We start from the raw sequence: 26,172 nt of genomic DNA, 5'->3' as shown, positions 1-26,172 counted from the left end.
CACCACCGCCTGACGGCAGTTTTCGAGCCGCGAAACAGCCCTCACGCGGTGGTGATCATGAAACGGCTGCATCGCGCGACCCTTATGAGCTTCGCATTGCTAATTACCCACTCGAACGGTTATCGTCGAGGGTATGACGCGTTCGGTTACGACCGGCGCCGATGCCGAGGCTGACGCTCCGAGCACCGTCGCCGAGCCCCCTCGCCAGCAACCACCGGGCCAACAGCCACCCCGCCGGGTACCGCCGAGCCACGAGCCACCGGCGCCGGACACGACCACACCCAACTGGGGTCTACCGCTGGCCGTGGTCGTCATCGGCATGTTCATGTCGATCCTGGACACGAGCATCGTCAACGTCGCCGTCCCGACGATCCAGAAGCAGTTCAGCACCACCACCGAGGACATCCAGTGGATCAGCACGGCGTACACGCTGTGTCTGGGTGTCATCGTCCCGACCAGCGCCTGGCTCGGTGAACGGCTCGGGCTCAAGCGGCTCTACCTGATCGCGCTGGGCGGATTCTGCGCCGCGTCCGCGCTGTGCGGCATGGCCTGGGATCTGGAAAGCATGATCGTCTTCCGGATTCTGCAGGCCATCCCGGGTGGCGTGATCCCGGTGACCTGCCTGACGATCCTCTACAAGATGGTGCCGAAGGAGAAGCTCGGCGCCGCGATGGGCCTGTACGGGTTGGGCATCGTCGTCGCGCCCGGTGTCGGCCCGACGCTCGGCGGCTACCTGGTCGAGTACGTCGACTGGCGGCTGATCTTCTACATCAACGTCCCGGTCGGCCTGCTGGGCGCGATCGGCGCGATCGTCGTACTGCCGAAGTTCGCCGGCGCGGCCGGCAGGCGCTTCGACGTGCCGGGCTTCATCTGCATCGCCGCCGGCCTGTTCTCGCTGCTGCTGGCCCTGTCGGAGGGCCAGGACTGGGGCTGGACGTCGTACCCGGTCCTGATGCTGATCGCCGGGTCGGCCTCGCTGCTGGCGCTGTTCGTCATCATCGAGCTGGAGACGAGGCAGCCGCTGCTCGACGTGCGGGTGTTCACCCACTGGCCGTTCGTGAACTCGCTGCTGCTGATCAGCATCATGTCGATCGGCCTGTTCGCCGTGCTGTTCTACGTGCCGCTGTTCCTGCAGGAGGGCCAGGGTCTGACCGCGATGAACACCGGGCTGACCGTGCTGCCGCAGGCACTGGTCATGGCGGTGTGCATGCCGCTCGCGGGTCGGATCTACGACCGGATCGGCCCGCGCTGGCCCGCCGTGATCGGGCTGACCCTCGCCGGGAGCGGCACGCTCCTGCTGACCGGCATCAACGCGGACATGACGAGACCGGAGCTGATCGTCTGGATGATGATCAGGGCGGCGGGGCTCGGGCTCGGCATGATGCCGATCATGACCGGCGGCATCTCGTCGCTGCCGCCGAGCATCGTCGGGTCGGGCAGCGCGTTCAACACGTTGACCCAGCGGGTGACGGCCGCGCTCGGGCTGGCGGCACTGACCGCGTTGGCCACGGCTCAGCAGGCCGAAGGCATGATCAACCGCTCCGAGCTGCTGGCCAGCGCCGGCCCCGAGCTCGACCCGAGGATCAAGGCGATGGAGAGCCAGGGCGGCCAGGCGGGTCTCATCCCGCTGATGGAGCGGCTGCAGCTCGACGTCCAGGCGCAGAGCTACAGCAATGTGTTCCTGGTCGCGGGGATCTGCACGCTCGCGGGCGTCCTGCTGGCCTTCTTCCTGCGCAACGGAAAAGCGCCCAGCACGGAGGACGCCGAGCCGGTCGAGATCGGCTGAGCGCGGCTCTCATGAGATGCGCCAAATGCCGCGCTTCGGCGGTGTTCGCGGAGGTAGCGTCCCGCTCGTGGTGAGAATCGCCGAACTGCACTGTTACCCGATCAAGGGCTGCGCCGGGACCGCGTTGGCCGACTCGCGGCTGACCCCGGCAGGTCTGGACCAGGACCGCGCCTTCATGGTCGTGGACCCCGAGGGCATCGGGCGGACGCAGCGTCGCATGCCGGCACTGGCCCGGATCCGGCCCTCGGTCGAGCCGGGGCGCCTGGTCCTGAACGCACCGGACGTCGAACCGCTCGCGTTCGACGTGCGTGAGGACGGGCCGAGGATCGACGTGGAGATGCTGGGCAAGCCGATGCGCGGCATCGACCAGGGAGAGGACGCTGCGCGCTGGCTGTCGGACTTCCTCGGGGCGCCGAACAGGTTGGTGCGGGTGCCGCCGGACCACGACCGGGTCACCGACGGCGAGACGCCGGGCACCGCGGGCTACGCCGACGGAGCGGCGGTGCTGGTCACCTCGCTGGCCTCGCTGAAGGAACTGAACGGACGGCTCGGCGAACGTGGCGCGGTCGAGCTGCCGATGAACCGTTTCCGGCCGAACATCGTCGTCGACGGGTGGGATGAGCCGTTCCTGGAGGACCGGGCCAGGGTCGTGCGGGCCGGGGACGTCGAGCTCGGGTTCACCAAGCTCGCCATCCGCTGCGTGGTGACGACGGTCGACCAGCTGACCGGGGTCAAGTCCGGACCCGAACCGCTGCGCACGCTCGCCGCCTACCGCATGATCGGGAAATCCGGGGTCGCATTCGGCGTCAAATTCGCGGTCACCCGTACCGGCAGCGTGTCGATAGGCGACGAGCTGGCGATCGAGAAATGGGACGAAACCGTCGAACAGGGATCGTGAGAATCCTTATTACGCTGGTCACGGTGCACGAAAGTGTCGGGTGTCTCGCCACTACGATCGGTCGCGATTCCACACCTCGATAACTGGGAGCATTGTGAGCACCGCCGCCGCCCGTCGCCCCGTCGTCCTGCTCGCCGAGAAGCTGGCACCGTCCGTCATCGACGTGCTGAGCGAATCCTGCGAGATCCGGCACGTCGACGGGACCGACCGTCCGGCGCTGCTCGCGGCGGTTGCCGACGTGGACGCGCTGCTGGTGCGCTCGGCCACCCAGGTCGATGCCGAGGTGCTCGGTGCGGCGCACCAGCTGAAGGTCGTCGCGCGTGCCGGTGTCGGTCTGGACAACGTCGACGTACCGCCCGCGACCGCGCGCGGTGTCATGGTGGTCAACGCCCCGACCTCGAACATCGTCTCGGCCGCCGAGCACGCGGTCGCGCTGCTGCTGTCCGCGCTGCGTCACGTGCCGGCCGCCGACGCGAGCCTGCGCGCGGGGGAGTGGAAGCGCAGCGCGTACACCGGCGTCGAGCTGAACGGCAAGACCGTCGGCGTCGTCGGCCTCGGCAAGATCGGTCAGCTGGTCGCGCAGCGGGTGCTCGCGTTCGGTACCAAGATCGTGGCGTTCGACCCGTACATCGCACCGGCCCGTGCCGCGCAGCTCGGTATCGAGCTGCTGTCGCTGGACGAGCTGCTCGAGACGGCCGACATCATCTCCATCCACCTGCCGAAGACGCCCGAGACCCTCGGCCTGATCGGCAAGGACCAGCTGGCGAAGACGAAGAAGGGTGTCGTCATCGTCAACGCCGCCCGCGGTGGTCTCGTCGACGAGGACGCGCTGGCCGAGTCCGTGCGGTCCGGTCACGTCGGTGGCGCCGGCGTGGACGTGTACGTGACCGAGCCGACCACGACCAGCCCGCTGTTCGAGCTGCCGAACATCGTGGTCACGCCGCACCTGGGCGCCTCCACCGCGGAGGCGCAGGACCGCGCGGGCACCGACGTCGCGCAGTCGGTGCTGCTGGCGCTGGCCGGCGAGTTCGTCCCGGACGCGGTGAACGTCCAGATCACCGGTGTGGTCGGCGAGGAGGTCCGGCCGTACCTGCCGCTGACCCAGAAGCTGGGCACCCTGCTGTACGCGCTGAGCAACCGGGTGCCGAGCTCGGTGACCGTCGAGGTGTACGGCGAGCTGTCCTCGGAGGACGTGTCCGTGCTGCCGCTCGCGGCGCTGCGCGGGGTGTTCAACGACGTGGTCGAGGATCAGGTCACCTTCGTCAACGTGCCCTCGCTGGCCGAGGAGCGCGGGGTCGCGGTCGAGGTCAGGACCTCGCCGGAGAGCGAGGACTACCGCAGCATGGTCCAGCTGCGTGCCGCCATGCCCGACGGGGAACAGCTGACCGTGTCCGGCACGCTGACCGGCCGCGCCGGGGTGGAGAAGCTCGTCGAGGTCAACGGCCGCCACTTCGACCTGCGCGCCGAGGGTGACGTCGTCCTGTTGGAGTACACCGACCGTCCGGGCGTCATGGGGCGGGTCGGTACGCTGCTCGGCGAGGCCGGCGTGAACATCGAAGCCGCTCAGATCAGTCAAACGACCGACGGTACGGACGCCATCATGCTGCTCCGGGTGGATCGTCCGGTCGACAACACCGTGATTAGTCCGGTCGGTGCGGCCATCGGCGCGCGTACCGCCACCCAGGTGAGCTTCAGCTGACGCCGTCACTCGCAGGGTGTACCGATCGGTGCACCCTGTGAGTGAACTGTCCTTAGGGTCACAATCCGGTTACGAGCTGAAACAATCTCAGCCTGGCGAGCGGTGTCCCCTTTGAAAGGTGCTGGTATTCCCACTAGCAACCACATACGAAGGGGGTAGTTGATCGATGCGAGCGCGTACCGCTCTAGCCGGCACCACGTTGGCACTGCTCACCCTGCTCTGGACCGCTCCCGCCGCGCTCGCCGCAGACGAGAGCGACACCCCGGGTGCGGCGGCGGCCACGTCGACCGAGTCAGCGCCGGGCGAGTCCGGCGGAGGACAGGCCGAGGGCAGCGCCCAGCGGCAGAGGGTCCAGCAGCCCGAGCCGACCACCACCCGCGAGCGTGAGCCGGAGCCCACGCCCACCACGAGGCCGACCCCGACGACGACCAACCGTCCGGAGCCGACGCCCACCAGGACCACCACGAAGCAGCCGGCACCGTCGGTATCGACGCTCCCCGCTCCGGTTGCGACCACGACCACCAGCGCTCCCGCCAACGCCATCATCGCTCCCAAGGCGTCGCTGTCGCTCTCCCCGAAGACGGTGCGCCCCGGTGAGACCGTCACCGCGAACGTGAGCTGCCAGAACAGCCAGCAGCAGTCGCTGGTCGGCGATGGCGTGAACTTCAACGGCAACAGCGCCCGGATCGACGACAACACCTCCGTCGGCAACCACACGGTGACGCTGGTGTGTGCCAACGGCCCCGAGACCGTGCGTGCCACGGACAGCTTCCAGGTGGCCAAGGACCCCAACAGCCAGCCGCTCAAGGCCAGCCTCGCGCTGTCGCCGAAGACGGTCCGTCCCGGCTACAGCATCGACTCCGGCGCGGTCTGCCAGGGCGGTCGGGTCCAGTCGCTGCAGGGTGACAGCGTTCGCTTCAGCGGCACCACCGGCTGGGTCGACCAGAACGCCGGCGAGGGCGACCACTCGGTCACGCTCGTCTGCAGCAACGGCAGGCAGACCGACACCGCCACCGACCGGTTCCGGGTGGACCGGGCGGGCGGCAACGACGGCAAGCTGAGGGCGACCCTGAAGGTCTCCCCGAGGACGGTCCGTCAGGGCGACGCGATCTGGGCCAACGGCGAGTGCATCAACGGCAGGCAGGACGGCCCTCTGCGCGGCGACGACGTCTCCTTCAACGGTGACCGCGGCTGGGTCAACGACAACGCCCGTGAAGGCGACCACCGTGTCACCAGGGTTTGTGTCAACGGCAACGACCGCGCGGAGGCGACCGACACCTTCCGGGTCATCCGGGGCGACGGTGGCGGTCCCGGCGGCAGGGGTCCGAGGGACCCGTGGCTGAGCGACCGTTCCGGCTACGAGGGCGACGCGATCGACGTCTCCGTGCGGTGCAACGACAACCGTGCCCGTCTCGAGTCCGACGTGCTGGACGACATCACGCTGGACGGCCGTCGGGGTGGTGGCGATGGGATGAACCGGCTCACCGGGACCACGCACGTCAACCGTCACGCCAACAAGGGCTGGGGCAAGGTCACCATCAGTTGTGACGGGAACAGGGAGACGACCTGGTTCCATGTGCTGCGCGACCGCGGCGACCACGACCGCTACCTGAGCCTGAGCCCGGGCTACGGCCACCGCGGTGACGCGATCGACGTCAACGTCGGCTGTGACTGGTCGGTCGGCGACCTCGACTCCGACGTTCTCGACGACATCGACGTCGACCACGACGGCAAGGACTGGCGCTACTCCGGTGTGACGCACGTGCGTGACGACGCCGAGCCCGGCGAGCACACCATCCGGATCCGCTGTGGCAACGACACCCTGGAAGAGGACTTCTTCGTCCAGGGCGATGGTGACCACGACGGTGACGGCGGTGACGGCGACGGTGGTTCGGCCGGCGGCGGCGACACCGTGAGCGTCTACCCGCAGGGTGCCCCCGAGACCGGTGGCGGCCCGATCAACAACTCGGCGGCGATGTTCACCCTGGGCCTGGCCGGCATGACCGGCGCGGCTGGCGTGGGCAGCGCCTCGGCTCGACGGGGAGTGCGGCGATGAGTCTGCGCAGAGTAGTTCCGGTGGTCGCGGCGGTAGCCGCCTTCGCGGCCCTCGTGGCGGGGTGCAGCAGTGGCCCGGCCGAGCCGGGCCCGAACAACGGTCCGGTCCTGCAGGCCCCGGTCGTCGCGGGCGGACCGGTCACGGCGATCCCGCCGCTGGCCACCGCCAACCCGACCGAGCTGCGGATCGACTCGATCAACGCCACGTCCAGCCTCATCCCGCTGGGACTGAACAAGGACCGGACGATCTCGGTTCCGCCGGTCAGCCAGCCGCTGCAGGCGAGCTGGTACAAGTTCGGGCCGACGCCGGGGGCGCTGGGCCCGGCGATCATCCTCGGGCACATCAACGGTGGGGGTAAGGACGGCATCTTCGCCCACCTCAGCGAGCTGAAGCCGGGTGACCAGGTCAAGGTGTCCCGCGCGGACGGCAAGACCGCGCTGTTCACCGTCACCAAGCTGCAGCAGATCCCGAAGAACACGTTCCCGACGCAGGACATCTACGGGGACACCCCCGACGCTCAGCTGCGGCTGATCACCTGCGGCGGGGCGTTCGACAAGAGCAAGCGCAGCTACGTGGACAACATCGTGGCCTTCGCAACCCTCACCGGCGTCGCCTGACCCCGCCGCCGACCTGACACACCGCCGGCCGGGCGCCCCCAGGGGCACCCGGCCGGCGGCGTCCCACGGCCCACACCTTCGTGCCGTGTTGGGACGGACGGTTAGCGGGGGGATCGGGTGAGCAGGTGGTGGGCCACCGTTGACCCGACCAGGTAGGCGTTGTCGACCGCTGGTTGTGCTCCGGGGAACGTCGTCACCGTGTCCTTGGCGTTCTGGCCGGGGTAGGGCTGGTCGAAGTCGCTCGCGGTGCGCAGCACCAGGTAGCGGTTCAGGTAGCCGTGGCGGGCCAACGCGGTCGCGGTGGCGTTGTCCTCCATCTGGGACGTGCAGTACCTGCCCTGGTTCTTCGTCCAGATGCCGGTCAGATAGTCGGCCGTCTCGGACAGCTCGACGCCGGACCAGTAGTCGTCGCCGGTCACCGTGTCGCACACCGTGGTGAACGGCTTCTGCGCTGCCTGGCCCGCGTACTGCGCCCGGTTGCGCACCGCGTCCGGACTGTCGGCCAGCGGCAGCGTCTTCGTCAGGTCGTAGGCCATGTCGACGAGCTTGTCGTCCAGGTGGAAGACGTTGGTGCCCTGATCGTCGAGCGGGAGATAGCCGTGCGGGACGCCGGGTGCGCTCCGCGGCGTCAGATGGTGGCCGAGGTCCCAGTCGACGACCCACCGTGCCCACGCGGCGAACCCGAGCGTGCCGGCACGCGGTGACACCCCGGCGATGCCGGCGGTCATGAAGTAGGCGTCCCGGAAGTCCAGCCCGTCGTCGTCCAGGATCGCGCTCATGGCCGTCGCGGCGTTCGCCTTGCCCTGGCCGATCGTGGCCACGCACAGCCCGCTGGACGCGCACCGCAGCGGCTCCGGGGCGTGCGGCACGACATGCGTGATGGGCAGCGACTCGTGCGCGAGCCAGGGCGCGGTCTCGAGCGGAAACATTGTGATCACCAACACACGCACCGTGAGCGGCTCCGGGCCGCGGCGAAGGTGGGTCACCACCAGTGAAGTCGCGCCGGCGACCACGACGAGAATGACGACCGAAAGCAGGACCATGGTCCGCCGACCAGGGCGGCGAGGGCTGGACATGGATCCAACCTTAAGATCACTCCGCCCCCGGTGGCACGCTCGGATCGAGGGCCCCGAGTCAGCCCGAAATGACCGGCGGCTAGGTGATCAGCCCGATCTTCACCTGAAAGGGTTAGCCCAAATGGGTGGCCGCTGGCAAATTGGGCTCAGCGCAGCCGGTAGCGTTCCGTCGGAACATCAGCAGCCGGCGCTTGTGCCGGACAGCACGAGAGGCGGCAGTCATGCGACTGGCGGTCATTCCCGGAGACGGGATCGGACCCGAAGTCATCGCCGAGGCACTCAAGGTGCTCGGGGAAGTTGCTCCGGGTGCGCAGACGACCACGTACGACCTTGGCGCTGCGCGGTGGCACTCGACCGGTGAGTTGTTGCCCGAGTCGGTGCTCACCGAGCTGGCCGAGCACGACGCGATTCTGCTCGGCGCGGTGGGCGACCCATCGGTGCCCAGCGGCATCCTGGAGCGCGGGTTGTTGCTGCGCCTGCGATTCGAGCTCGACCACCACGTGAACCTTCGCCCCGCGCGGCTGTACCCGGGTGTGCGTAGCCCGCTGGCGCAGCCCGGCGAGATCGACCTGGTGGTCATCCGCGAAGGCACCGAGGGCCCGTACGCCGGCGCCGGTGGGCACCTGCGCAAGGACACCGAGCACGAGATCGCCACCGAGGTGAGCGTCAACACGGCGTTCGGCGTGGAGCGGGTGGTCCGCGACGCCTTCGCCAGGGCGGCCGGCCGGCCGCGCAAGCACCTGACCCTGGTGCACAAGACCAACGTGCTCGCCCACGCGGGCGGCCTGTGGTCGCGCATCATGGAGGAGGTCGCGCTCGAGTACCCCGACGTCGGCGTCTCCTACCTGCACATGGACGCGGCGACGATCCACCTGGTCAACGACCCGGGCCGGTTCGACGTCGTGGTGACCGACAACCTGTTCGGTGACATCCTCACCGACCTGGCTGCGGCCGTCACCGGTGGCATCGGGCTCGCGGCGAGCGGCAACGTCGACGTCAGCAGGCGTAATCCGAGCATGTTCGAGCCGGTCCACGGCAGCGCTCCGGACATCGCCGGCCAGGGCATCGCCGACCCGACGGCTGCTGTGCTGTCGGTGGCGCTCCTGCTGGACCACGTGGGCAACCGCGAGGCGGCCCGCAAGGTCGAGGCCTCGGTGGCGTTCGACCTGGCGACCCGCGACCACGGCGCGGCAGGCCACACCCAGTCGATCGGCGACCGCCTGGCAGCCCTGGTGGGCCGCCCGGCAACCTTCGACGCGATCTAGTCGAGACCACTCCGCGGACCCCCGTGTCGCGTCGCAGACGCTGCAACATCTGCGACGCGACACCGGGCTCTGCGAAGTGCACCGCAAGGCCCCCGCGCCGGCAACCGTGAGCCGACGCCGCGCACCGCACGGCGACGCCGCGCACCGTGCACCTGGCGCGGTGTGGGCGGAAGATGCGCGGTGTCGCCGCTGTTCGGTCGCCACCAGTGCGGGGGCACCCCGGAATGGCGAGGGACGTGGCGCAACCCTGGCCCGCGAGGCCCCCTGCTGTGCGGCGCAGCCGCCGCACAGGGCCCGCAGCCTTCCCCTTTCCCCGCGATCCTGGCCTGCACTTGGCGTGGTCGGGCGGGGTCAACCCTGGAACCTCGCCCCTGAACGCGTGCACCAGGAACGAGTGCGAGGCCGGCGAAGCCGGGGGTTGAGGCCGCCCGACCACGCCAAGACACTGGATGGCCAGCGGGGACCCGCCCCGCACAATCCAGCGACTCGCGCTGACGAAAACCCCGACTCGCGCGGCGGAAGCTCCGACTCGTGGGTGAGGGGGCGCGAGGCGTGCAGGTCTAGTACGGTGTTCGTGTGTCTGGAGCGCCGTTCGAGTCTGTGTCGGCCCGTGCCAAGGGCCGGGTGACGATGTCCCGTCAGGACGTGTTGACCGCCGCCGCCACGCTGTTGGACGAGGTCGGGATCGACGGTCTCTCCATGCGGTCACTGGCCAAGGCGCTGGGCACCGGACCGGCAACCCTGTACTGGCATGTCAGAGACCGCGACGAGCTTCTCGCCGCCGTGCTCGACGAGACGTTGCGCGAGGTGGTGGTCCCGGAGGCCGGTACATGGCGTGAGCGGCTGACCGCACTCGCCGAGTCGGTACGCACGGTGCTGAGACCCCGACCGGCGCTGGTGTCGGTGCTCTGGGGTGCGGGCTGGCGGCTGGGCCCGGTCACGATGCGGCTGGCCGACGACATGCTCGCCCTGGTGGCGCGCAGCGGCCTGCCCGACGACGAGGTGGCCGACGCGTACCTGGCGGTGCTGTGGTTCGTGCTGGGCTTCGTGCACGCCGAGTCGAGCGCGGAGGACAACCTCGGTTACCGCGCGGAGACCGGACCGGATCGGTTGGCCGACTATCCGAACCTGGCCCGCTTCGACCCGAGCACGGACCCGGCCGCGATGCACCGGCGGTTCCGCACCGGTCTGGACCACCTGCTCGCCGGCATCGAAGGCCAGGTTCGCGGCGGGGGAGAGGCCCGATCATGACCGACGCGATCCTCGACACCGATCGTCGATTCTTCGACGCCCTGCTGGCCGCGGACTCGGCGGCGCTCGACCAGGTCCTCGCGCCGGAGTTCCTGATCGTGGACGTCCAGGCCGGCGGGGTCACCCATCGACCCGAGTTCCTGGAGTTCGTGGTGTCCGGGGCCGTGCGGTTCAGCAGGATCGAGTCGTTCCCGGCGGACGCGGTCGTGCGGGTCTTCGGCGACACCGCGGTCGTCGTGGGGCGGACGGCGATGGAGCTGACCATGCCGGACGGCACCCAGGTGAGCGCCGCGAGCAGGTACACCCACGTGTTCGTCGCGGAGCGCGGTCACTGCTGGCGGCTCGTGTCGGCGCAGGGGACCGGCATTTCCTGATCGGTGCTACTGTCGGCGACGTGGCACTTCAGTCTGTGATCATTATTGCGGAGCGCGCCGGGTAGCAGCACCAGCACCCGACGCGCAGACCTCTCGCATTCGCGAGGGGTCTTTTTTGTTGGTGCCACATCCACCACCACACTTCTCGACCGGCAGGAGCGGCAGAGCCGATGTCCCGTACAACGCCCACCGGCACCCCACTCGGAGATGCTTTCCACGTCTACGACACGACGCTGCGGGACGGTGCCCAGCGTGAGGGCATCAGCTACTCGGTGACCGACAAGCTCGCCGTGGCGGGCCACCTCGATGCGCTCGGTGTGGGGTTCATCGAGGGCGGTTGGCCAGGAGCGTTGCCGAAGGACACCGAGTTCTTCGCGCGGGCGGCGGCCGGTGAGCTGGAGCTGCGGCACGCCGCGCTGGTCGCGTTCGGCGCCACCCGCAAGGCGGGTGTCCGAGCCGACGAGGACCCGCAGGTGCGCGCGCTGCTCGACTCCGAAGCGCGGGTCGTGACGCTGGTCGCGAAGTCCGATCGCAGGCACATCGAGCGCGCGCTGCGTACCGATGTCGTGGAGAGCTGCGCGATGGTCGCGGACACGGTCGCCCTGCTGCGCGCGGAAGGACGCAGGGTGTTCCTGGACGCCGAGCACTTCTTCGACGGGTACCTGTTCGACCCGGAGACCGCGCTGCGGGTGCTCGACGCCGGGGTGACCGCCGGAGCGGACGTGGCTGTCCTGTGCGACACGAACGGCGGGATGCTGCCGCTGCGGGTCGCCGAGATCGTCGGCGAGGTGGCGAAGCGGACCGGGTTCCGGCTGGGCATCCATTGCCAGGACGACACCGGGTGCGCGGTGGCCAACAGCATCGCGGCAGTGCAGACCGGCGCCACCCACGTGCAGTGCACCGCCAACGGCTACGGCGAACGGGCCGGCAACGCCGATCTGTTCGCGGTGATCGGCAACCTGGTGACGAAGCTCGACATGCCGGTGCTGCCGGAGGGCAGCTTCGTCGAGCTGACCCGGACCGCGCACACGCTGGCGGAGATCGCCAACATCGCGCCGGACACGCACCAGGCCTACGTGGGGGCGTCCGCGTTCGCGCACAAGGCCGGGCTGCACGCGAGCGCGATCAAGGTCGACCCCGAGCTGTACAACCACATGGACCCCACGGTCGTCGGGAACGGCCAGCGAGTGCTGGTCACCGAGATGGCGGGCAGGGCGAGTGTCGAGCTCAAGGGCGCCGAGTTCGGCCTCGACCTGGCCGGTCACCCCCAGGCCGTGTCGGCGGTCGTCGCGACGGTCAAGGAGCGCGAGGCCCAGGGCTGGTCGTTCGAAGCGGCCGATGCCTCGTTGGAGCTGCTCATGCGTACGGCGGTCGATGCGGACGGCGCGCCGGCCGCGCCGTTCGAGCTGGAGTCCTACCGGGTGATCACCGAGCGGCGAGCGGACGGCGAGGTGGTCGCGGAGGCGACGGTCAAGCTGGCCGTGGATGGTCACCGGGTCATCGCGACCGAGGAGGGCAACGGTCCGGTCAACGCGCTCGACGCGGCGCTGCGCTCGGCGCTCACGCCCTCCTGCCCGTGGCTTCGGGACGTGGACCTGTCCGACTACAAGGTCCGGATCCTCAACCCGAAGCAGGGCGACCACGGCACTCAGGCGGTCACCAGGGTCCTGGTGGAGTCGACCGACTCCGCCGCGGAGGGCGGCGGCTCGTGGACGACGGTCGGCGTGCACGGCAATGTGGTGGAAGCGTCCTGGCTGGCGCTGGTGGACGCGCTGACGTTCGCCGCGCAGCGGGATCAGACCCGGCGGCGGGCCCAGGACGGTGCGTGTTCGGGCAGCGGACCGATCGCCACCAGGTAGCCCGGGACGGAACGCAGCACGGGCACCCGCCGCAGCAGCTGAAGGGCCAGGGGCGGGCGGGTGCCCGAGGATCGGCCGGACGTCGCACTCAGCTCGGGTTCGATGACGAACCGGTGGATGAGCCGTTGGCCACGCTGGATCACCGCGGTCGGCCACCACCGGCGTCGTTGGACTCGCCGCAGGTCGGCCAGCGTCACCCGGCCCGCACGCAGCGGTCCCGCGAGGATACGGGCGGCGGCGACACCGTCGGCGACGGCAAGATTGATGCCGACGCCGCCGACCGGCGACATCGCGTGCGCGGCGTCGCCGATGAGCAGGACCCCTTCGGCGTACCAGCGCCGCACCCGGTCGAGGCGCACCGCCAGCAGCTTCACGTCGTCCCAGCTGCCGATCGTGCCCATTCGGTCGGCCAGCCACGGGTGCAGCTCGGCGAACCGGCGGTGCAGCGACTCGACGCCCTCGGAGCGCAGGCCCGCGTCGCTGCCCTTGCGGATGAGGTACGCGCACTGCCAGTAGTCGCCCCGGTCCAGCATGACCGCGAACTGCCCGGTGGACAGCCGCCCGACCGCACCCACCGGATCGTCGGCCTCGCGCGGCAACCGGAACCACCACACATCCATCGGTGCGCCGAACACTCGGCTGCGCAGCCCCGTCTTCTCCCGCACCAGCGACCCACGCCCGTCGCACGCCACGGTCAGCTCGGCCCGCAACTCCCGCTCCGGCCCCAGGGGAGCACCGTCCTCGGCGCCTCGCTCCTGGTAACGCACCCCGACGACCCGGCCACGCTCGGTGAGCAGCCCCGTCACCTCACAGTTGTGGCGCAGGGTGAAGCTGGGCTCCCGCGCCGCGTCGGTGGCGAGCAGCTCGAGGAAGTCCCACTGCGGGACCATCGCGATGTGCTGATGCGCGCCGGGTAGCCCCTGCAGGTCGAGTTCGACCGTGCCGGCGTCGGTCTGCATCGTGACATGGTCCACCAGACGTTTCGGAAGCGCGGCGAACTGCTCACCGAGCCCCAGCTCGTCCAGCAGCGTGAGAGTAGAGGCGTGCACCGTGTCGCCCCGGAAGTCGCGCAGGAAGTCGGCATGTTTCTCCAGCACCGTCACCGCGACGCCCGCGCGCGCCAGCAACAGCCCGAGCACCATCCCCGCCGGGCCGCCGCCCGCGATCACGCACCGGGTGTCCGTCATCGTCCGACCTCCAGATTCAACACCTGTTGAATAGATCTATCCTGTGCGCTGACGCTCAATGCGTCAAGGCTGAGGCTCTTGTTATTTGCACAACATTCAGCGAGGCTGGCCGAATGGCGGCGCGAATTGCGCGCCGGAGTCGGCATTGGTGCCGCTCAGTGTCCCCCCGAGCCTGCTCTGGAAGGCTGATCTTCACTCTGACCAGGGAAGATGCAGTCCCAGACGGATGATGGGGGGTGGGCTTCGACCTGCCTGAGGGGCGTCAGCTAAGCTATCTCCAGCACGGAACACCGGAGACGGTGCTCCAAAGCCAATGGGGTATGGTGTAATCGGCAGCACGACTGATTCTGGTTCAGTTAGTCTAGGTTCGAGTCCTGGTACCCCAGCGGTTAACGGTGCAAACCGTTTGCCATGGCCCCGTCGTCTAGTGGCCTAGGACGCCGCCCTCTCAAGGCGGTAGCGCGGGTTCGAATCCCGTCGGGGCTACAAAGCTGGGAAAGCCCTGCCCGCAAGTGTGCGGGCAGGGCTTTTTCGCATTGCTTCTGGGGGGCCGAGCCCCCCAGACCCCCACGCCGGAGGGGCTTCGCCCCCCGGCCCCCCCTGCGGTGGTCACCTTTGGGTGGGTGGGGATGACTTCGCACACTTACGTGTCACGTCGCACATGTTCCAACGTGTGCGACGTGACACGTAGATGTGCGAAGTTGCCGCTCGAGCACTTCGGGTCGTGCGTCCGACTGATGTGCCGCACCCGAGACGGGACGCGGCGCAGCCGTGGCCTGGAAAGCGCCGCGCAGGTCACCCATCACCGCGATCCTGGCCTGCACTTGGCGTGGTCGGGCGGTGTCAACCCTGAAACCTCGCCCCTGAACGCGTGCAACCAGGAACGCGTGCGAGGCCGGCGTCAGCCGGGGGTTGATACCGCCCGACCACGCCAAGACACTGGATGGCCAGCGGTGATGCACCCGTTCTCACTGCGGGAGATGCAGGCGAAGTAGCCCCCTACAGTCGATGCTGCAGCGCGTCCGCCGCCGCCAGGAGATTCGCCGCCCAGCGCGCCCCGGGCCTGCGGCCGATCCGGTCCACCGGACCCGACACGGACACCGCCGCGATGACCTGGCCGTTCGCGTTGCGGACCGGCGCCGAGATGCTCGCCACACCGGACTCGCGCTCCGCGACACTCTGCGCCCAGCCCCTCCTGCGCACCTCCATCAGCGTCCGCTCGGTGAACGTCGCGTCCGCCAGGATCGCCCGCTGCGACGCCGGATCGGCCCACGCCGCGAGGACCTTCGCGCCGGAACCCGCCCCCATCGACAGTCGGGTGCCCACCGGAACCGTGTCCCGCAGACCGCTCGTCGGCTCCGACGACGCCACACAGATGCGCTGCATGCCGTCACGGCGGTACAGCTGGATGCTCTCCCCGGTGAGATCCCGCAGCCGGGGGAGCACCGCCGCGGCGGCCTCCAGCAGCGGGTCGCCCGAGCGGGCGGCCAGCTCGGCGAGTGTCGGACCGGGACGCCAGCGGCCGTCGGCTCCCCGGTTGAGCAGACCGTGTACCTCCAGGCCTACCGCCAGCCGGTGCGCGGTGGCTCGGGGCAGACCGGTGCGCTGGCACAGCTCGGTGAGCCCACAGGGCTCCTTCGCGGCTGCCCACAGCACACCGACGGCCTTGTCCAGGACGCCGATACCGCTATGCTGTCTCACGAGACGATACTAACTTCCCGACATGTGGGACGTCTAGATCGAAGCAGAGACGGAGGAAGCGATGGGAAGGACGCTCGCGGAGAAGGTCTGGGACCAGCACCTGGTGCGTGAGGGCGAGGGCGCCGAACCGGACCTGCTCTACATCGACCTTCACCTGGTGCACGAGGTGACCAGCCCGCAGGCCTTCGACGGGCTGCGGCTCGCCGGGCGGCCGGTGCGCCGTCCGGACCTCACCATCGCCACCGAAGATCACAACGTACCGACGAAGGACGTCGATCTCCCGATCGCCGACCCCGTGTCGCGCACCCAGGTCGAGACGCTGCGGCGCAACTGCGCGGAGTTCGGTGTGCCGCTGTACCCGATGAACCACGCGGAGCAGGGCATCGTCCACATCATCGGCCCGCAGCTGGGGCTCACCCAGCCGGGGCTGACCGTCGTGTGCGGCGACAGCCACACCTCCACGCACGGCGCGTTCGGCGCGATGGCGTTCGGCATCGGCACGTCCGAGGTCGAGCACGTGATGGCCACCCAGACGCTGCCGCTCAAGCGGTTCAAGACCATGGCGATCAACGTCAACAGCTCCGACGGCACCCTGCGCCCGGGCGTCACCAGTAAGGACGTCGTGCTGGCGATCATCGCGCAGATCGGTACCGGCGGCGGCCAGGGCTACGTCCTGGAGTACCGCGGCAACGTCATCGACAACCTGTCGATGGAGGCCCGGATGACGATCTGCAACATGTCGATCGAAGCGGGCGCGCGCGCCGGCATGATCGCGCCGGACGAGACGACGTTCGCCTACCTCAAGGGCCGCGACCACGCCCCGACCGGCGACGAGTGGGACGAGGCGGTCGCCGCGTGGCGCGAGCTGCGCACCGACGACGACGCGACCTTCGACGAGGTGGTCGACATCGATGCCGACTCGCTCACCCCGTTCGTCACCTGGGGGACCAACCCCGGTCAGGGACTGCCGCTGTCGGCGCTGGTGCCGGACCCGGAGAAGATCGTCGACGAGAACGAGCGGGTCGCCGCCGAGAAGGCCCTGAACTACATGGGTCTGACCGCGGGCACGCCGCTGCGTGAGGTCGCGGTCGACACCGTCTTCGTGGGGTCGTGCACCAACGGCCGCATCGAGGACCTGCGCGCGGCCGCCGAGATCATCCGGGGCCGCAAGGTCGCCGACGGCGTGCGGATGCTCGTCGTACCCGGCTCGATGCGGGTGCGGTTCCAGGCCGAGGACGAGGGCCTCAACGACGTGTTCATCGCCGCCGGTGCGGAGTGGCGCTCGGCGGGCTGCTCGATGTGTCTGGGCATGAACCCCGACCAGCTGGCGCCGGGGGAACGCAGCGCGTCCACCTCGAACCGCAACTTCGAGGGGCGTCAGGGTAAAGGCGGGCGCACCCATCTGGTGTCCCCGCTGGTCGCGGCCGCGACAGCGGTGCGCGGCACCCTGTCGTCGCCGGAAGACCTGGACTAATTTCTCTTGTGAGTGGCGAGGCCGTCTACCCCGGAGGGGCGCCGAAGGCGTAGCCGGAGTGGGCACTCACGACAGCTCTTCCGTCGTGAGTGGCCAGTCCGGCTATAGGCGGTCTCGCCACTCACAAGGCCGACGAAGGAGGCCATACATGGAGCCGTTCAGCACGCACACCGGCATCGGCGTCCCGCTGCGCCGGTCCAACGTCGACACCGACCAGATCATCCCGGCCGTCTACCTCAAGCGGGTCACCCGCACCGGGTTCGAAGACGGCCTGTTCTCCGCATGGCGCCAGGACGAGAACTTCATCCTCAACCAGGAGCCGTTCTCCCGGGGCAGTGTGCTCGTGGCCGGGCCGGACTTCGGCACCGGATCGTCACGCGAGCACGCCGTCTGGGCGCTCATGGACTACGGGTTCAGGGTGGTCGTCTCGGCGCGCTTCGCCGACATCTTCCGGGGTAACTCGGCCAAGGCCGGGCTGGTCGCGGCGCAGGTCGCGCAGCCTGACGTCGAGCTGCTGTGGAAGCTGCTGGAGAACGAGCCGGGCGTCGAGGTGACCGTCGACCTGACCGACAAGACCGTGCAGGCCCGCGACCTGACGGTGCCGTTCGAGATCGACGACTACATCCGCTGGCGCCTGCTCGAAGGTCTCGACGACATCGGGCTGACCCTGCGCAACGAGGACGCGATCGACCGGTTCGAGGCGGCGCGGCCTTCCCGCCTCCCCCGAACGGTGCTGTCGTAGATCCTCTCCGGCGGGGCGCCTGTTCGCTGACCTGGCACAACGTCTAGCGTGAGCCTCGACTCCCCGATCAAGCCGTGGTCGGGAATGTGAGAAGGGGCACAAGGGTGAACAAGGCTGAGCTCGTCCAGGCGCTCGCCGAGCGCCTGGACGGCGACCGCAAGGTCGCCACCGACGCCGTGGACGGACTGCTCGACGTGATCGTACGTACCGTGCACGCCGGCGACTCGGTGTCGGTGATCGGGTTCGGGGTGTTCGAGCCTCGTGACCGCGCCGCACGGTCCGCGCGTAACCCGCGTACCGGGCAGCTCATCGACATTCCGGCGACCACGGTTCCGGTCTTCCGCGCCGGAGCGATGTTCCGTGACGTGGTCAGCGGCGCTCGTCCGCTGGGTGACGCGCCCGTGCGGAGTGCCCCTGCCCGGCCCACTGTGACCACGGCCACCCGCCAGGCCCCGAAGTCCGCGGTGAACGCGGCGCCGGTGCCGACCGCGGATGCGGTGGCGGTCGCCTCGGACCACGCGCCGGTGGACGGCGCCGAGGTCGCCGTGCCGAAGGCCGAGACCAAGTCCACGGCCACCAAGAGCAAGGCCAAGCCGGCGAAGGCGGAGAAGCCCGCCAAGGCGGAGAAGGCGCCGGCCAAGGCGGACAAGGCCCCGGTCAAGGCGGAGAAGGCCACCAAGGACGCGAAGCCGGCCAAGGCCGAGAAGGCGCCGGCCAAGGCCGATGCGAAGGCCAAGAACGGCAAGAAGAAGGCGAAGAAGTAGCGCCGGAGGTCAGTCGGCGTCGGTGTCGGCGCCTGGCGGCTCGTAGTAGTCGGCGGTGACGACCTTGCCGCCGGTGACACCGAGCACCCAGGTGCTCGCCTTGCGCGACGGCGGGTCGACGTGGTCGGTCAACCGCTCGACCAGGTCCGGGATCACCCCGCCCTGGCTGCAGATGACCGGCACGTCCGCGCCGTCCGCGAGTTCCAGCAGCCGGGTCACCCCATCGTCCGGGGCGTCCCAGTAGCCTTCCTCGCCCATCAGCGGCTCGATCCGGACCGGCAGGCGGTGCCGGTCGGCGAACGGCTGGATCGTCTGACCGCAGCGGATCGGCGGCGCGGAGTACGCGCGCACCGGCCCGAAGGACTCGAGCAGGTCGAGCAGCTCCTCCGCCTGGACCCGGCCCTTGCCGGTCAACGGACGCAGGTCGTCGTCGCCGTCCCAGTTGTGCCGGTTGCCCGCCTTGGCGTGCCGAACCAGCAATAACGGTTCGGGGGGTGGCACCGCGCGGAAACGTTCCACCAGCCCCCGGTCGAAGTCGTAGCTCAGGAGCGCTCCGGCGGCTTCCGGGCTGACCCAGCGCAGCTCGTCGACCTCGTCGTTCGGGCTGAACTCGCCCTCTCCGGCCCGCGCGTACCAGTAGTAGACGATCTTGTTGCCCTGCGGTACGCGGTAACGGGTCTCGCCCAGCCGCGCCCCGAGCCGCGCCGCGAACCCGGTCTCCTCCGCGATCTCACGGATCGCCGCGACCGGTTCCGACTCGCCGTGCTCCAGCTTGCCCTTGGGCAGGGACCAGTCGTCGTAGCGCGGCCGGTGTACCAGTGCGAGCTCGTGGCCCTGCCCGTCCGGCGTCGGCCGCCACAGCGCGGCGCCCGCCGCGACGATGTCGATCTCGTGGTGCTCAGTCATGTCCTGTCATTCCGCGGGTGAGGAGTGGCGGCGGAGCAGCTCGGCCTGATGGTCGCGGACCGAACCGTTGTCGCTGCCCGGTACCGGCGACGGCGACCAGGTGCTGTCCGGACCCAACGTCCAGCAGCGGGTCGACGGGTCCAGGCAGGAGTTGAAGATGTCGTCGAGCTGGCCGCTGAGCGTCGAGTTGACCCGCAGCAGCACCTCGACCCTGCGGTCGAGGTTGCGGTGCATGATGTCGGCGCTACCGATCCAGTACTCGTCGGCACCGGCGAAGTGGAAGACCCTGGAGTGCTCCAGGAACCTCCCGAGCAGTGACCGGACCTCGATGTTCTCGCTCAGTCCCGGCCGCCCGGGGGTCAGCGCGCAGATCCCTCTGACCACGACCTTGACCTGTACGCCCGCCTGGGACGCCCGGTAGAGGCCGTCGATGACCTGCTCGTCGACCAGCGAGTTCATCTTGAACCGGATACCCGCCGGACGCCCGGCACGGTGGTGCACGATCTCCTGGTCGATCCGTTCCAGCAGGCCCCTGCGGACGCCGTAGGGGGCGACCAGCAGCGTGCGGTACCGGCTCTGCCTGGCGTAACCGGTCAGCGAGTTGAACAGGTCGGCGACGTCGGCGCCGATCTCCGGATCGGCCGTGAGTACCCCGAGGTCCTCGTAGAGCCGCGCGGTCTTCGGGTTGTAGTTGCCGGTGCCGACGTGGCAGTAACGGCGGATCCGGGAGCCCTCCTGACGCACGACCAGCGACGTCTTGCAGTGCGTCTTCAGCCCGACGAGCCCGTAGACGACGTGCACGCCGGCCTTCTCCAGCTCGCGTGCCCAGCGGATGTTCGCCTTCTCGTCGAACCGGGCCTTCAGCTCGACCAGCGCGACCACCTGCTTGCCCGCTTCGGCTGCGCTCACCAGCGCGTCGACGACGGGGGAGTCACCCGAGGTGCGGTAGAGGGTCTGCTTGATCGCCAGCACGGACGGGTCGGCGGCGGCCTGCTCGATGAACCGCTGCACGCTGGTCGAGAACGAGTCGTACGGGTGGTGGACCAGCACGTCGCCCTGACGCAGGGTGGCGAAGACGCTCTTCGGGGTCTCACCCTCGGCGAACGCGGGATGGGTCGCCGGCACGAACGGGGCGTCCTTCAGCTCGGGGCGGTCGACCCCGTACACCCGCCACAGCATGGTCAGGTCCAGCAGGCCCGGCACCACCATGACGTCGTGCGGGTCGACGTCGAGCTCGCGCAGCAGCAGCTCCAGCACGTGCTCGCTCATCGTGTCGGTGACCTCGAGGCGCACCGGCGGGCCGAACCGGCGACGGGCCAGCTCCCGTTCGAGTGCCTGCAGGAGGTCCTCGTCGCGGTCCTCCTCGACGTCGAGGTCGGCGTTGCGAGTGACCCGGAAGGCGTGGTGCTCGGCGACCTCCATGCCGGTGAACAGCTCGCCCAGGTGTGCGGCGATCATGTCCTCGATCGGCAGGAACACGTTGTTGCCCTGCTCGGAGACGACCGGGACGAGCCTCGGCACGTTGTTCGGCACCTTGACTCGCGCGAACCGTTCGGTGTGCGACTGCGGGTCGCGCACCGTGACCGCCAGGTTCAGCGACAGCCCCGAGATGTAGGGGAACGGGTGCGCCGGGTCGACGGCGAGCGGGGTCAGCACCGGGAAGACCTGCTCGAAGAAGTACTGGGACAGCGCCTTGTTCTGGGTCGGTGTCAGATCGTCCCAGCGGATCACGTGGACGCCGCGTTCGGCCAGCTCGGGCTGCACCGAGTCGAGGAACACCCTGGCGTGGCGTTCGGCGAGCGCCTGACTGTTCTCCGCGATGCGGGCCAGCTGCTCGCGCGGGGTGAGGCCGTCGGCGGAACGGACGGCAAGACCGGTGTCGTCCCTGCGCTTGAGACCGGCGACGCGCACCATGAAGAACTCGTCGAGGTTCGAGGCGAAGATCGCCAGGAACTTCGCGCGCTCGAGCAGCGGCTGGCTCGTGTCCTCGGCCAGCGCCAGCACACGCGCGTTGAAGTCCAGCCAGGACAGCTCGCGGTTGAGATAGCGGTCGTCCGGCAGGTCGGTGCGCTCCTGCGCCTTCGGCGTCGGAGCGGGTGGGGCGGCGGGCGCGGACTGCAGCGCGGGCACCGCCGGGCGGGGCGCCGGGCGTCGCGCCGACGAGGCGCTCACCGGCGGCGGCATGTGCTTCTCGTCCTTGGTCGACGCGGTGGCTGCCCTCGTCGTGGTCGTCCCGGCACGCCGGCTCCTGGCAGTGCCGCGCACGGTCACGGCCCTGGGTGTCGTTGCGGTACGGCGAGCGTTGTGTCCGGTTGTCCGTCGACCGTTCTGTTCCTCGGAAGCCACAGCTCCATTGTCGTACACGGGCGACCGCCGCGACGCTCACGCAAGCGTGGTCGACAGGTGAACAGCAGATCACGATCACCTTGCGAGCAACTGAATTGGAGTAGTCGTCGGCTCTGTGACCTGCGGCTGAACAACCCGTTCGGCGGATCGGTGTAGCTCGCCCGGGTGGTTCGGCTCTCGCACCCGGGTACAGACGGCTCCCAGCGCGTCGAGATCACATAACGGGTCAGCGCAGCGGCCGGGCGGCCTTGCGCAACGCGTCCCGTGTCGCGGTCCCCAGCCCGATCCGCTCGGCGTGCCAGAGATCACTCGGCGTGTCGACGTCCCGCCGCAGCCCTGGCCAGTCGCCGATGAGCGGCAACGCCCCCGCGTTCTCGTGCGCCTCGGCCGAGTGGCCACCGAACCGGGGCTCCAGCGCCACCCACGGGGCGCACACCAGCAGGGTGGTGCCGACGCCGGGGGCATCGGCGCAGTACGCACGCATCGCACGCCCGATGCGGAACGCCGCGATCGCCTGGTGCAATGCCTGGTCGAGCTCGTCGGGACGTAACGCGGGCAGGTCCGCCTGTAACGCGGCGACCGGCTGCTGCGGCCCGTTCGTGCGTAACACCTCGGCCCCGTAGGCCAGCGCACCGTTGAGATCGTGCTGCGGAAGGTCAGCGAGCACCGGGACGCCGTCGGCCGTGAGGACCGCCGTCACCTCGGGATCGGACGTGATGGCGACCACCCGCCGTACCGAGCGCGCGGCACGCGCCGCGGCGACCGTGTCCCTGCTCAGCGCGAGCGCCAGCCGGGCATGCGCCGTCGCCTCGCCGATCCCGTCGTCAGCCGCGCCGCGCAGGCGTGTCTTCGCCCGGGACAACGACTTGATCGGGATCATCAGATCCACCGTCACCCCGGTCACCCCACCATTGTGCCGCTCGTCTCGCTCGGCTGGTCCGCTGGACCAACGGTGCGCTCGCGGTGGACACTCGCCCGGGACGATCCGGGCATGATCGGACTTCGACGGCTCGGGTGCGACGGCTGGGAGGACGGACTAGTGGCGCGGGAGAAGGGCGGCTTCTGGGTCGGGTTGTGCGCGGTGACGTTTTATCCACTGATCTGGCTGGTCAGCCGGTGGCGGGCCGAGGGGCTCGACAAGATTCCGGCGACCGGTCCCGCGCTGGTGGTGGCCAACCACATCTCCTACCTCGACCCGATCTACACGGCGGTGTTCGTGCACCGGGGCCGTCGGGTGCCGCGCTTCCTGGCTAAGAGCAGCCTGTGGGAGCTTCCGGTCGCCGGCCCGGTGATGCGCGGTGCCGGGCAGATCCCGGTCTACCGCGACTCCGCGGACGCCCAGCAGAGCCTGCGCGCCGGCATCCAGGCCATGCGGGACGGCAAGCTGATCGTCATCTATCCGGAGGGCACCATCACCCGGGACCCGGAGGGCTGGCCGATGCACTCCCGCACCGGCGTGGCGCGGCTCGCGCTGTCCGGCGAGTTCCCGGTCGTGCCGATGGTGCACTGGGGAACCCTGCAGGTCTATGACCACTACGGCAAGAAGTTCCGGCCGCTGCCCCGCAAGGAGGTCGTGGTCCGCTGTGGCGAGCCGGTCGACCTGTCGGCGTTCCGGGACCGGCCGGTCGACGCGGCGCTGCTGCGGGAGGTCACCGACCACCTGATGAGCGCGGTCCGCGACCTGCTGGCCGAGGTGCGCAAGGAGAACGCGCCGGCCGAGTTCTACCGCAAGGGCAAGGCCGGCACCGGACCGGTCGAGGGGGAAGCGGCTTCGTGACCGCGTCGGACGTGGCGGGGAGCGTTGCGCGGATCGCGGTGCTCGGGGCGGGCTCGTGGGGGACGTCGTTCGCCAAGGTGATCGCGGACGCCGGCTGTGACGTGAGGCTGTGGGCCAGGCGGCCCGCCGTCGCCGAGGCGATCAACTCGGACCACCTCAACGCCGAGTACCTGCCCGGGGTGCGACTGCCCGAGTCATTGCGTGCGACCAGCCGCGCCGCCGAGGCGATGGACGACGTGGACGCGGTCGTGTTCGCCGTCCCGTCCCAGACGCTGCGCGCGAACCTCGAGGGCTGGCGCGCCGACCTGCCCGCCGACGCGACCCTGGTGAGCCTCGCCAAGGGCATCGAGCTGGGCAGCCTGAAGCGGATGAGTGAGGTGATCACCGAGGTCGCCGACGTCAAGCCCGATCGGGTCGCGGTGCTCACCGGCCCGAACCTGGCGAAGGAGATCGCGAACGAGCAACCGACCGCGTCGCTCATCGCGTGCACCGATCACGACCGCGCGGTCTCACTGCAGCTCGCCTGCACCACCGGATACTTCCGGGTGTACACGAACACCGATCTGGTCGGCGCCGAGATGGGAGGCGCCGGCAAGAACGTGATCGCGCTGGCCTGCGGTATCGCGGCCGGCATGGGGCTCGGGGACAACTCGAGAGCTTCGCTGATCACCAGGGGGCTCGCCGAGACGGCGCGCCTGGGGGTGCGGCTCGGTGCCGACCCGCTGACCTTCGCCGGGCTGGCGGGCCTGGGCGACCTGGTGGCGACCTGCTCATCTGTCCTGTCGCGCAACCGCACGTTCGGTGAGCGGCTCGGCAGGGGCGAGAGCCTCGCTGAGGCGGAGGCGGCCAACCACGGCCAGGTCGCGGAGGGTGTGAAGTCCTGCCTGTCGATCTGCGAGCTGGCCGCCAGGCACGACGTCGAGATGCCGATCGCGGACGGTGTTCGCCGGGTCTGTCACGAGGGCATGTCCGCGTCGCGGATGGCCCGGGAGCTGATCACCCGATCGCTCAAGCCGGAGTGATGCCGCAGCTCGCACAGACCGTGTGCACGCCGCACAGAGGCTCCAGCCTCTGTGCCGCTTAACTTAAGGTTGTGAGCTGCGGGCTGCGCCCGGGGGCTTCTCGGGCGACTTTGCACACCTTCGTGCTGCGTCGCACACGTCCGGACATGTGCGACGCAGCACGTAGGTGTGCAAAGTGCAACTCTGTGCGGCGTAGAGAATCTCTGCGCGGGTTGCCCGGCTTAATCTCTCCCCCATGAGTGGAGATGGAACGCGCTGTGTGCACGCCGGCAGGACCGACGAGCCCCGACCGGGGGAACCGCTGCACGCCGGGCCGGTGCTCGCGTCGGCCTATCACCTCGGTCCGCCCGACGGGGACCTTCCGGTCGACTTCTACGGGCGTTCGGCGAACCCGACCTGGCGCGCTCTGGAAAGCGCGATCGGGTCGCTGGACGGTGGGCACACGTTGCTGTTCAGCTCGGGCATGGCGGCGATCGCAACGCTGCTGCGGCTGGCCGCGCGGCCGGGCTCCGCCATCGTGCTGCCCGCTGACGGCTACTACCTGGCACGTGCGCTGGCCGCGGACGAGCTCGCGCCGTTCGGTGTCGAGGTGCGTGAGGTGCCGACCGCGGGCCCGTGGCCCGAGGGCGTGTTCGACGGCGCCACGCTGGTTCTGCTGGAGACGCCGTCCAACCCCGGCCTGGACGTGTGTGACCTGGCCGAGCTCTCGCCACGGGTCCACGCGGCGGGTGCGTTGCTCGCAGTGGACAACACGACCGCGACGCCGCTCGGGCAGAGTCCGATCGAGCTGGGCACGGACATCGTCGTGGGCAGCGACACGAAGGCGCTGTCCGGACACAGCGACGTCGTGCTCGGGCATCTGACCTGCGCATCCGAGGAGCTGGCGCAGCGGCTGGCGGTCATGCGCAACCGGGGTGGCGGGGTCCCCGGGCCGTTCGAGGTCTGGCTCGCTCATCGCGGACTCGGGACGCTGGACCTGCGGTTGACCAGGCAGGCACAGAACGCCGAGGCGCTGGCGACGGCGCTGCTGGAGCACCCGGGTGTGCGCGGGGTGCGCTGGCCGGGCCTGCCGAGCGACCCGTCGTACGCGGTCGCGTCCCGTCAGATGCGCCGGTTCGGTGGGGTGCTCGCGTTCGAGCTGCCGGACGCCGCCGCGACGTCGCGGTTCATCGAGGCCAGCGCCCTGGTGGCGTCGACGACGAGTTTCGGCGGCCTGACCACCACGGCCGACCGCCGCGCCCGCTGGGGCGACCAGGTGGCTCCGGGTTTCCTGCGTCTGTCGGTCGGCTGCGAGGACACCGACGACCTGGTGACCGACGTCCTCTCCGCGATCACCCAGGCTGTCCCCAGCCAGCCGTGAGTGAGTTGGGCT

At 69.8% G+C, this 26,172-nt stretch carries 21 protein-coding genes and 2 tRNA genes; 17 read left to right on the top strand and 6 right to left on the bottom strand.

The features are described from left to right. Positions 1–133: 133 nt before the first annotated feature. The 5 genes from G406_RS44150 (at position 134) to G406_RS0102225 (ending at position 7,056) form a co-directional block, all read left to right on the top strand. The gene (locus G406_RS44150) at positions 134–1,786 is read left to right on the top strand and encodes a DHA2 family efflux MFS transporter permease subunit (protein WP_037074664.1); all 1,653 of its coding nucleotides are present in this window, start codon (positions 134–136) and stop codon (positions 1,784–1,786) included. Positions 1,787–1,853: 67 nt separating this feature from the next. Further along, the gene (locus G406_RS0102240; protein WP_028932534.1) at positions 1,854–2,684 is read left to right on the top strand and encodes an MOSC domain-containing protein; all 831 of its coding nucleotides are present in this window, start codon (positions 1,854–1,856) and stop codon (positions 2,682–2,684) included. A 94-nt stretch (positions 2,685–2,778) separates the two neighbouring features. Beyond that, complete coding sequence (gene serA / locus G406_RS0102235; RefSeq protein WP_028932533.1) at positions 2,779–4,383, top strand: phosphoglycerate dehydrogenase; 1,605 nt, start codon at positions 2,779–2,781, stop codon at positions 4,381–4,383. 166 nt (positions 4,384–4,549) lie between these two features. After that, positions 4,550–6,439, top strand: a complete 1,890-nt coding sequence (locus G406_RS0102230; RefSeq protein WP_156934630.1) for a hypothetical protein — start codon at positions 4,550–4,552, stop codon at positions 6,437–6,439. Next, complete coding sequence (locus G406_RS0102225) at positions 6,436–7,056, top strand: class F sortase (protein WP_028932531.1); 621 nt, start codon at positions 6,436–6,438, stop codon at positions 7,054–7,056. The genes G406_RS0102230 and G406_RS0102225 overlap by 4 nt, the downstream gene beginning before the upstream one ends. A gap of 101 nt (positions 7,057–7,157) precedes the next feature. On the opposite strand, the gene G406_RS0102220 is transcribed toward G406_RS0102225, so the two are convergent. Continuing rightward, the gene (locus G406_RS0102220) at positions 7,158–8,132 is read right to left on the bottom strand and encodes a purine-nucleoside phosphorylase (protein WP_028932530.1); all 975 of its coding nucleotides are present in this window, start codon (positions 8,130–8,132) and stop codon (positions 7,158–7,160) included. A gap of 221 nt (positions 8,133–8,353) precedes the next feature. Between G406_RS0102220 and G406_RS0102215 the strand changes: the two genes are divergently transcribed. The 4 genes from G406_RS0102215 to cimA all read left to right on the top strand — a co-directional run bounded on the left by G406_RS0102215 (position 8,354) and on the right by cimA (position 12,881). Further along, positions 8,354–9,397, top strand: a complete 1,044-nt coding sequence (locus tag G406_RS0102215) for a 3-isopropylmalate dehydrogenase (RefSeq protein WP_028932529.1) — start codon at positions 8,354–8,356, stop codon at positions 9,395–9,397. 576 nt (positions 9,398–9,973) lie between these two features. Beyond that, positions 9,974–10,648 (top strand): TetR/AcrR family transcriptional regulator, encoded by a 675-nt coding sequence (locus G406_RS53550; protein ID WP_156934629.1) that lies wholly within the window; start codon positions 9,974–9,976, stop codon positions 10,646–10,648. Next, a complete protein-coding gene (locus G406_RS0102205; RefSeq protein WP_028932528.1) occupies positions 10,645–11,022 on the top strand; it encodes a YybH family protein in 378 nt (125 codons plus the stop codon). The genes G406_RS53550 and G406_RS0102205 overlap by 4 nt, the downstream gene beginning before the upstream one ends. 170 nt (positions 11,023–11,192) lie before the next feature. Then, positions 11,193–12,881, top strand: coding sequence for a citramalate synthase (gene cimA / locus G406_RS44140; protein ID WP_084215710.1), 1,689 nt, complete (start codon positions 11,193–11,195; stop codon positions 12,879–12,881). On the opposite strand, the gene G406_RS0102195 is transcribed toward cimA, so the two are convergent. Next, positions 12,818–14,068, bottom strand: a complete 1,251-nt coding sequence (locus G406_RS0102195) for an FAD-dependent oxidoreductase (RefSeq protein ID WP_028932527.1) — start codon at positions 14,066–14,068, stop codon at positions 12,818–12,820. The two genes, cimA and G406_RS0102195, sit on opposite strands and share 64 nt — an antisense overlap. Positions 14,069–14,382: 314 nt before the next feature. On the opposite strand from G406_RS0102195, the gene G406_RS0102190 reads away from it, so the two are divergent. Together G406_RS0102190 and G406_RS0102185 are read left to right on the top strand one after the other, a co-directional pair. Beyond that, positions 14,383–14,454, top strand: a tRNA-Gln gene (locus G406_RS0102190). Positions 14,455–14,481: 27 nt separating this feature from the next. Then, a tRNA-Glu gene (locus G406_RS0102185) sits at positions 14,482–14,554 on the top strand. A 513-nt stretch (positions 14,555–15,067) separates the two neighbouring features. On the opposite strand, the gene G406_RS0102180 is transcribed toward G406_RS0102185, so the two are convergent. After that, the gene (locus G406_RS0102180) at positions 15,068–15,769 is read right to left on the bottom strand and encodes an IclR family transcriptional regulator (RefSeq protein ID WP_028932526.1); all 702 of its coding nucleotides are present in this window, start codon (positions 15,767–15,769) and stop codon (positions 15,068–15,070) included. Positions 15,770–15,830: 61 nt separating this feature from the next. On the opposite strand from G406_RS0102180, the gene leuC reads away from it, so the two are divergent. The 3 genes from leuC to G406_RS0102165 all read left to right on the top strand — a co-directional run bounded on the left by leuC (position 15,831) and on the right by G406_RS0102165 (position 18,749). Then, entirely contained in the window at positions 15,831–17,243 is a 1,413-nt protein-coding gene (leuC, locus tag G406_RS0102175) for a 3-isopropylmalate dehydratase large subunit (RefSeq protein WP_028932525.1), read from the top strand. 148 nt (positions 17,244–17,391) lie between these two features. Beyond that, positions 17,392–17,985 (top strand): 3-isopropylmalate dehydratase small subunit, encoded by a 594-nt coding sequence (gene leuD, locus G406_RS0102170; RefSeq protein WP_028932524.1) that lies wholly within the window; start codon positions 17,392–17,394, stop codon positions 17,983–17,985. Between the two features lie 104 nt (positions 17,986–18,089). After that, positions 18,090–18,749: an HU family DNA-binding protein gene (locus G406_RS0102165; RefSeq protein WP_028932523.1), complete on the top strand. Its 660-nt coding sequence runs from the start codon at positions 18,090–18,092 to the stop codon at positions 18,747–18,749. A gap of 9 nt (positions 18,750–18,758) precedes the next feature. On the opposite strand, the gene G406_RS0102160 is transcribed toward G406_RS0102165, so the two are convergent. The 3 genes from G406_RS0102160 to cofC all read right to left on the bottom strand — a co-directional run bounded on the left by G406_RS0102160 (position 18,759) and on the right by cofC (position 22,905). After that, positions 18,759–19,655, bottom strand: coding sequence for an NUDIX hydrolase (locus tag G406_RS0102160; RefSeq protein WP_051341328.1), 897 nt, complete (start codon positions 19,653–19,655; stop codon positions 18,759–18,761). Between the two features lie 6 nt (positions 19,656–19,661). Beyond that, entirely contained in the window at positions 19,662–21,839 is a 2,178-nt protein-coding gene (locus tag G406_RS0102155; protein ID WP_028932521.1) for an RNA degradosome polyphosphate kinase, read from the bottom strand. A gap of 388 nt (positions 21,840–22,227) precedes the next feature. Next, positions 22,228–22,905, bottom strand: coding sequence for a 2-phospho-L-lactate guanylyltransferase (gene cofC, locus G406_RS0102150; protein ID WP_028932520.1), 678 nt, complete (start codon positions 22,903–22,905; stop codon positions 22,228–22,230). A gap of 87 nt (positions 22,906–22,992) precedes the next feature. Here cofC and G406_RS44135 point away from each other — a divergent pair, with 87 nt between their 5' ends. The 3 genes from G406_RS44135 (at position 22,993) to G406_RS0102135 (ending at position 26,160) form a co-directional block, all read left to right on the top strand. Continuing rightward, complete coding sequence (locus G406_RS44135) at positions 22,993–23,778, top strand: lysophospholipid acyltransferase family protein (protein WP_245606979.1); 786 nt, start codon at positions 22,993–22,995, stop codon at positions 23,776–23,778. Then, positions 23,775–24,800 (top strand): NAD(P)H-dependent glycerol-3-phosphate dehydrogenase, encoded by a 1,026-nt coding sequence (locus G406_RS0102140; RefSeq protein WP_028932519.1) that lies wholly within the window; start codon positions 23,775–23,777, stop codon positions 24,798–24,800. Before G406_RS44135 ends, G406_RS0102140 begins: the two co-directional genes overlap by 4 nt. Before the next feature lie 235 nt (positions 24,801–25,035). Next, on the top strand, positions 25,036–26,160 hold the full coding sequence (locus tag G406_RS0102135; protein WP_028932518.1) for a cystathionine gamma-lyase: 1,125 nt from the start codon (positions 25,036–25,038) through the stop codon (positions 26,158–26,160). Positions 26,161–26,172: the final 12 nt, after the last annotated feature.

Source organism: Actinospineispora spinosispora DSM 44797, from assembly GCF_000429025.1.
GTDB classification, from domain to species: Bacteria; Actinomycetota; Actinomycetes; order Mycobacteriales; family Pseudonocardiaceae; genus Pseudonocardia; species Pseudonocardia spinosispora.
Note: the sequence above shows the minus strand (reverse complement) of the source record. Positions and strands in the feature narration are given on the sequence as shown.